This window comes from Micromonospora deserti, from assembly GCF_003236335.1.
Classification (GTDB): domain Bacteria; phylum Actinomycetota; class Actinomycetes; order Mycobacteriales; family Micromonosporaceae; genus Micromonospora; species Micromonospora deserti.
Genome location: NZ_POUB01000001.1, coordinates 20448 through 27399, shown reverse-complemented (window position 1 = coordinate 27399; position 6952 = coordinate 20448). Strand labels below are relative to the sequence as shown.

Below are 6952 nucleotides of genomic sequence, written 5' to 3'. Positions count from 1 at the left end.
TCCTCAACTCTGGAGTGACACGACACCAGCGCCCGAAGACACTGTCTGTATGGGCAACCTATCCGGACCTGCGGGGGCGTCGCCGCCACCACGCAGGTCGCACCGCCGCTACCGAACGGTCCTCGTCTCCGGCCTGCTGGTGGCGAGCCTGCTGGCGGCGAGTTGTTCCGCACACGACGGCACCGCACAGCCGGCGTCCACACCGACCGTGTCGACGCCCACAGTCGCGACGCAGACCCCCACTCCGCCGCCGACGAAGCCGACGCGCGATGCGATGGCACCGCTGGCCGGGCCGCTCCGGCTCACCGAGGGGATGACCCGTCCAGGGGCGCGACTGCGGTTCGGGCAGAAGGCGATCGTGCCGATCCGCCAGTACCACCCCCTCCGGGGCTACACAGAAGGTGTGCTCGGCATCGTGGTGCGGAAGATCCAGCACGTTCCCGGCTCCGAGATCGACGGGAACTTCGACGACAACAGCGCCGCTCTGCTGAAGAAGAACACCGCTTACTACGCCACAATCGTCATCACCAACGAGAGCGGCAACCCGATGTCTCTGGAGATGCTCCGCTTCGACGGACTGCGCAGCGACGGGGAACTGGCCAGCATCGTGCTGATCGGGGGCGATCTGCCGAACTGCCGGACGACGGACTCACCGGACCGGTTCGACCACGCAGGCGCCCGATGGGTGACCTGCAAGCTCTGGGTGTCATCGCCGTCCCGGCCGATTCGGAAGATCCGTTACCGGGAGCCGCCGTACGGTGAGGCGAACCAGGCCTTTGACGACGCGAGGTTCAACCGGTACTACAGCCTCGGAATGCTCACCTGGAGTTGAGCTGCGTGCGGGGCATCTCGCCCGGCGTGTCGGCGGTCAGCGTCCTGGGCAGCTGGGCCAGGAAGGCGGCCTCGCCCCCGGCCGGCCGGCCACGACCATGGCCGGCCGGATCAGGTGGCGTCGGTTGCGGTACGGCCGGAGGAGGTGACCCGGCCTGCCACTGCTTGATGCCGTACACCGTGTTGGTGTTCGCGAACAGGCGCTGGACCTCGTTGGGACGCGTCCCACCGCGCCTCGGCCAGCAGCCGCTGCATTTCGTGCGGCGAGGTATCCCCAGCCAGCTCGGCAAGCTTCCAGCCGTACGTCACCGGGTCCTACGTTAACGTGGAGCATCGATTGGATTGGCGCGAACGTCGGGACGAATCTCGTAGGTCTTCCAACGGCAGCTTGGTGTCGTCAGTGAGCCGCCCGTCGACGTAGGCGAACACGAGTGGTAGGCACGGGTACGAGCGACCGAGGGCCGGCAAGCCGGTGCGGTGTGCTCACCGAGGCGTTGGCGCCGCAAGGTCCTGGTCGACTCAGGTGGAGCCTTCGCGACGGCTTATGCCGCACCTGTGATGGGGTGTCGGCGCGGCGGTGACGCGTGGTAGCGGAGAACACCCCGATGCCGCTGTCGGGGCTGTACCAGGACATCTCACCTAGCGACTATCGAGAGGCTGACGACCGAACCTCTGACGGCGAACGCACACGAGTGATCTTTTCGACCGACTTCGGGCTGGGGTTGATCAATGGTCGGTTCGGCGGCGAGGCCGGGCCCGCGCCGGTCGATGACGCATACGCGGTCGCGCTGGCCGCTGCGAACAGCGATCGGTTCGATGTACGTGGGCTCGTGATCACCTTCGGCAACGATGTCATGCTGCCCCAGCTGCGGGCCGCTGAGCGGGGCCTCCACGAGCTCGAGCTCGGCTTCCCGGTCGTCCCCGGCGCGCAGGTTCCGTTCTCAAACCCGCCCGTGCAGTTCTTCGATGGCCGGCAACTGCCCGACTGGTGCGTCAACGACGGTGTCCGTTTCATGGCGGACGAACTCCGCGAGGGTCCGCTGACGGTGTTCGCGATTGGGCCGTTCACCGACCTCGCGTGCCTGGTTCAGAACTTCCCCATAGAGGCGCGCAACCTGGAGAAGATCGTCGCGCTCGCTGGTGGCCACGGTGAGCCGCTGATCCTCGGCGGCACACCGGTTCCAGACCTGAACTTCACGGTCGACCCTCTCGCCCTGAAAATCCTGCTGGCGCACTCGGACATCTCCTTCGTGGCGATGATGTTCGAGGTGTCGAGCACCGCTGCCATCTCGGCGCCACAGTTGCACGGCCTCGCCTCCGGCCCATCGCCGGGCGGCCGGTACGTCGGCGAGGCGAGCCTTCCCAACGCTACCGAAACGCCTGGCGGGATGATCCCGTTCGACGCCCACACCGTGAACTACCTGCTTAACCCCGACGCGTACAAATGTTTCGACGGCGGTTTCACCCTCGAGGTCGGGCAGCCGAGTCCCGATCCCACGCCGCAGAACCAGTTTGTCGTCGGTCCCAGTCTCGGCGGGCGTGCGATCGTTGCTGCGACGCCTGGTCGAGTGTCGATCAGCCGGCTTTGTTCGTCGAACGAGTGCTCGCTGCCGTCGAGGAAAGCCCCTCCGAGGACGACGCGATCAAGGGCAAGCCCGGCTGGTGATCGCTTACGACCTTGTGCGCAATAGGACGGTCGGTGGTGGCACATCCTGGCGGACGTGTTCGCCCACGCCGCCGCCGAAGGCGTCACCCTGTCACCGCCGCCCGCGTCGCCGGCATCGACTGGTCTAGGGCCGTGGTGGACTCGATCAGTGTGCGGGCGGTGAAGGGGGCGTTCTGACCGGCCCGAACCCGGTCGACCGAGGCAGACCGGGCGGCAAGATCCACGTGATCTGCGACCGGGCCGGTCTGCCCCTGACTGTCATGGTCACCGCCGCGAACGTCCACGACAGCCAACTCCTGCTCCCGATCAGGTGCCGCCGACGACGACGACGGCGCCCGTGGCCGCCTCGATGCGGTGGATCGGATCAACCTGAGCGGCGTTGCTCGAGTTGGTGCAGGTGACGCTGCCGACGGCGACGAGGTCGTTCGTCGCCGAGGTCGAGGTGTTCCACCGGGTAACGGGGCCACCCGAGTCGCCGCGTCGCACGGCGCCATCTTCAGGGTGCCCGTTTATGGTGTCGATCTCGATCACCGGCGAGCCCGTACAGCCGGTTTCGCCAGTGTCGATGACCCGACCGTAGACCAGACCACCGTTGGCTCCAGAGGTGTAGAGAGCGGAGCCGACAGCGGGCCATCCAGTCAGTTTCGCCGTGACGGGGTTGGCCGTGGACGTGTCGCGCTCGCCGAACCAGGAGTAGCGGCTGAAGTAGGCGCCGTTCTCGCCGGCAAGCATGGCGACGTCGGTGCCGAGGGTCAGGTAGTTCGAGCTGACGCGGATGTTCCAGCCACCGTTGTGCCAGTAGTAGGTGCCGTTGGGGCCGCAGTGCCCTGCGGTCGTCACCCAGTTGCTGTTGGTGCCACCGCGCGTCATCCGGAAGCCGGTGGTGCAGTTCGCATCCACGGTGCGCGGGTTGTCCCCCGCGGCCGTGACGTTGTAGTTGAACAGCGCCAACCCGCCGTAGTATGGGGGGACGTCAACCCGGCGGCTGGCTGGCACCATTCCGGATTCCGTCACGGACACCCGCGGTGTCAGCCCGGTGGCCTTGACCGCGGCGGCCACGAGGGCGTCCGCGTCCCCGGATGCTTCGATGACGATCTCGGCTGCCAGGCGGTCCAACGTGACGCGCTGCACGCTGGCGGCGTGGGCACCGGCCCAGGCCCGGTCGCGCTTCAGCTGTGCGACCGCGGCCTCCAGGCGCTTCATCGGGACCGCGGCGGTCTCGAACCGGACCGGAACCTCGCCCGCCTGACGGGCGCTGAGATTCACCGCGGACCTCAGCCGGGCACCCTCGGCGTTGGCCACCTGGCGGACCACCAGTTGCCCGGTCGCCTCGTCGAAGTAGGTGCCGCCCGCGCCGTTCGGGTGCGCGGCGGCGATGGCTTCCAGTCGGTGGAACTGCGCGGTCATCGCCTCGACGTCGACGGCCGCTGCGAAGCCGACCCCCGCGGCCGGCCTCGCTGTCGCCTTCTTCCCTGCTGGCTCCTTGGCCTGGGCGCTGGACGAGGTGATTGCGATTGTCGTGAGTAGGCAGCACATGAACACCATGCGTTTGCGCACGGGAGCCCCCTCTGTGGACGGTTGCTCTTGCCGATCGGCAGACCATACATCGGCAAGCCTCGTTCGGTTGCCCCGTTGTCGTGCTCAGGTCGGCCTTGCGGGAGGCCGCCCTCCCCGGGCGCGGGACGGGTCCAGGCGTGACGCGTTTGGACCCGTCTTGGTGTAACCGGTTCGTCAGAAGATGTTCATGGCGATGCCGTTCGTCAGCGACGTGGTGCTCTGCACTCCGTCGATCTTGATCGGGTTGCCGGAGACATGCTGGACGAAGATCCGCATGATGAAGGTGCGGGTGCCGCAGGCCGGGTCGATCGGGATGCCGGACAGGGCGAAGTTCGCGACGTAGTGGTGGGCGTCGTCGCGGATCGTCCGGTGGGACGTCGCGGTCCTCGTAGCGCGGCAGGTGTGCGCCGTGGTGTCGAGCTGAATCATCTCGAAGCGCACATCCACCACGGCGTTGGTGCCGCGCGGCTTCTCATAGGCGTCGATGCTGCTGCTGCACGACGCGGTACCCGTGTAGCACGTGGTGAGTTCGAGGTTGGCCAGCGCCTGCACGCTGGTGGCGTTGGCGGCGGCGTTCCACTTGTACACCGGTGTGCCGTCGTTGTAGAACACCCAGGCCGTCGAGGAACCCGCGCCGACGTAGGTGCAGGTGCTGGACGTGCCGGTGCTGTTGCAGGCAGGGTTCTGCCACCAGCGCGCACCCACCTGGTCGGTGTCGCTCACCTCCAGCCAGGTGCTGGTGGCGACGGCGGTGAGGTAGTAGTTGGTGAGCGCGCTGGAGGCGGTGTACCCGTAGAGGCCGCAGGTGTAGGTGCCGGCAGCCGGAGCGGTGAAGAGCAGGTCGGCGTAGATCGGTAGATGTCCAGGCTTCGCGTAGTACGTGGTGTCAGAGCCTTCGTGGTTGCGGGACGATGTCGAGGTCGCGCCGACGACAGCACCGGTCGAGTCGACACACTTGAGGGTGTTGTTCATCGATGCGATCTGTGTCACGCTGCTCGTCGCCTCAAGCCGGCCCCGGACGTGGCGGGACTCGCCGGCGGCGAGCGTGAGTGTCCTGCGCAGCAGGCGCTCCTCTGTCCGAGAGTAGAAGTTGTTGGCACTTGTGAGCGTCACCCTCGTGACCGTCCCCGAGTCGGCCTGCGCGGCCGCCGGGAACGGGGCGAGAAGTAGCAGGGCCACGAGCACACTGAGGATTTTGCGCATCTGTCGGCAATCTGTGAGTTGAGGCAGGGGCCTGGAAGGCGCAGCGTCGACCGGACAGCGGTTACGGCTCGATCGATCACCGTCGAGGTCCACTGATGCTATCGCCGGGAGCCGCGAGCTGTGTTGCCGGCCGGTGGCGCGTACGGTGACCGCCGAGGTCGCCCGCGGCCGCCGAGCCCGGACGGGTTCCTGCTCAAGGTGGCCGGCAAGGCACCTTGACCGTCACCCCGGCCCGGACCAGCGAGTACGTGAACTGGGCCGACTGGCGCGTGCGCGTGGCACCGGTCGACGGCGTACCGGAGGATTTCCCGGTGCCGGCGCACTACCGAACCGTCCCGACCGGGGTGGTCGGCGGGCCCGTCGCCAACATCGCCGCGCTGTACCTCGCCACCGCCATCCGCGACAACCGCCCGGCCCATCCCGACTTCACACCGCCGTACGCCACCAACGCACCCTCGCCGCCATCGACCAGGCCGCACGCACCGGCATGCGGGTGTTCAGCCCTTCGATCCAAAACTGGTCACGCGGCCGAGGGCTGGTGTGTCGCGCCGAGGCGACTGACCTAGCGGGTGGCGGCCCGGTCGTTGTACTTGATGTGGGTGAGGAAGAAGTCCCGGATGTCCTCGGCGAGCAGCTCTGGCACCTCCATCGCGGCGAAGTGGCCGCCGCGCTCGAACTCCGACCAGTGCCTGATGTCGTACAGCCGCTCGGCCAGCGGTCGCACTGACTGTGTGATGTCGTGCGGGAGCACCGCCACGCCAACCGGCACCTGGCACGGCACGGGCCGCCCCCGCGGAGCATCGTGGTGCAGTCGCGCCGAGGAAGCCGCGGTGGCGGTCAGCCAGTACAGCGAGATGTCGGTGAGCATCCGATCGTCGCTGATCTGCGAGCGAGGGTCGGTCCAATGCGCAAAGCGCTCGGCGATCCAGACCAGCTGGCCGACCGGCGAGTCGGTCAGCGCGTAGCCGATGGTCTGGGGGGTGAGGGCCTGCAGAGCCTGATAGGGTGGGCGGTTCGCCATCAGGTGCCTGATCTTGTCCAGCCGGACTTCATCTGTCTCGGACAGTTCAATGTCGGCGTCCGGGACCGGCCGGGTCGGCAGGTAGTTGACGTGCACGCCGACGACCTGCTCGGGTGCCACCGCGCCGAGCGCCAGGGAGATGCCCGCGCCGAAGTCGCCGCCCTGCGCTCCGTAGCGCTCGTACCCGAGACGGCGCATCAGCTCGGCCCAGGCCCGCGCGATCCGGACGGCATCCCAGCCGCGCTCGTGGGTCGGCCCGGAGAAGCCGTACCCCGGGATGGACGGAATCACCAGGTGGAAGTCGCGCGACAGCGGCTCGATGACGTCGAGGAACTCCAGGAACGAACCGGGCCAGCCGTGGGTGAGGATCAGCGCGAGCGCGTCCGGTTTCGAAGACTGGACGTGGACGAAGTGGATGTTCTGGCCGTCGATCTCGGTGGTGAAGTGTGGAAGCTCGTTGAGCTTGGCCTCGTGCTCGCGCCAGTCGTAGCCGGTGCGCCAGTATTCGGCCAGTTCCTTGAGCCGCGCCAGCGGGAAGCCGTAGTCCCACCCGGCGTCGGCGACCTCGTTAGGCCAACGGGTGCGGGAGAGCCGGTCGGTCAGGTCGTCGAGGTCGGCCTGGGGGATGTCGATGCGGAACGGCTTGATCATGGTCTTAACTCCAGGGGGATTCA

General features: G+C 67.6%; 6 protein-coding genes and 1 pseudogene. 4 read left to right on the top strand and 3 right to left on the bottom strand.

From position 1 onward, the window contains the following. The first annotated feature begins 274 nt into the window (after positions 1-274). The 3 genes and pseudogenes from C1I99_RS00135 to C1I99_RS33570 all read left to right on the top strand — a co-directional run. Positions 275-832 carry a hypothetical protein gene (locus C1I99_RS00135; RefSeq protein ID WP_111132103.1) on the top strand — a complete coding sequence of 186 codons (558 nt, stop codon included), beginning with the start codon at positions 275-277 and terminating at the stop codon, positions 830-832. A gap of 604 nt (positions 833-1436) precedes the next feature. Next, the gene (locus C1I99_RS00130) at positions 1437-2522 is read left to right on the top strand and encodes a nucleoside hydrolase (RefSeq protein ID WP_111132102.1); all 1086 of its coding nucleotides are present in this window, start codon (positions 1437-1439) and stop codon (positions 2520-2522) included. Positions 2523-2611: 89 nt separating this feature from the next. Further along, a pseudogene (locus C1I99_RS33570) lies at positions 2612-2835 on the top strand (transposase); the annotation flags it as partial. Here C1I99_RS33570 and C1I99_RS00120 read toward each other — a convergent pair. Both C1I99_RS00120 and C1I99_RS00115 read right to left on the bottom strand, forming a co-directional pair. Then, a complete protein-coding gene (locus tag C1I99_RS00120) occupies positions 2804-4054 on the bottom strand; it encodes a chymotrypsin family serine protease (RefSeq protein ID WP_146603846.1) in 1251 nt (416 codons plus the stop codon). The pseudogene C1I99_RS33570 and the gene C1I99_RS00120 sit on opposite strands and share 32 nt — an antisense overlap. 174 nt (positions 4055-4228) lie before the next feature. Beyond that, complete coding sequence (locus C1I99_RS00115; protein WP_111132099.1) at positions 4229-5257, bottom strand: hypothetical protein; 1029 nt, start codon at positions 5255-5257, stop codon at positions 4229-4231. A gap of 215 nt (positions 5258-5472) precedes the next feature. Here C1I99_RS00115 and C1I99_RS00110 point away from each other — a divergent pair, with 215 nt between their 5' ends. Beyond that, positions 5473-5823, top strand: a complete 351-nt coding sequence (locus tag C1I99_RS00110; protein WP_111132098.1) for a hypothetical protein — start codon at positions 5473-5475, stop codon at positions 5821-5823. Here C1I99_RS00110 and C1I99_RS00105 read toward each other — a convergent pair. Then, positions 5820-6929 (bottom strand): epoxide hydrolase family protein, encoded by a 1110-nt coding sequence (locus C1I99_RS00105; protein WP_111132097.1) that lies wholly within the window; start codon positions 6927-6929, stop codon positions 5820-5822. The genes C1I99_RS00110 and C1I99_RS00105 overlap by 4 nt on opposite strands. Positions 6930-6952: the final 23 nt, after the last annotated feature.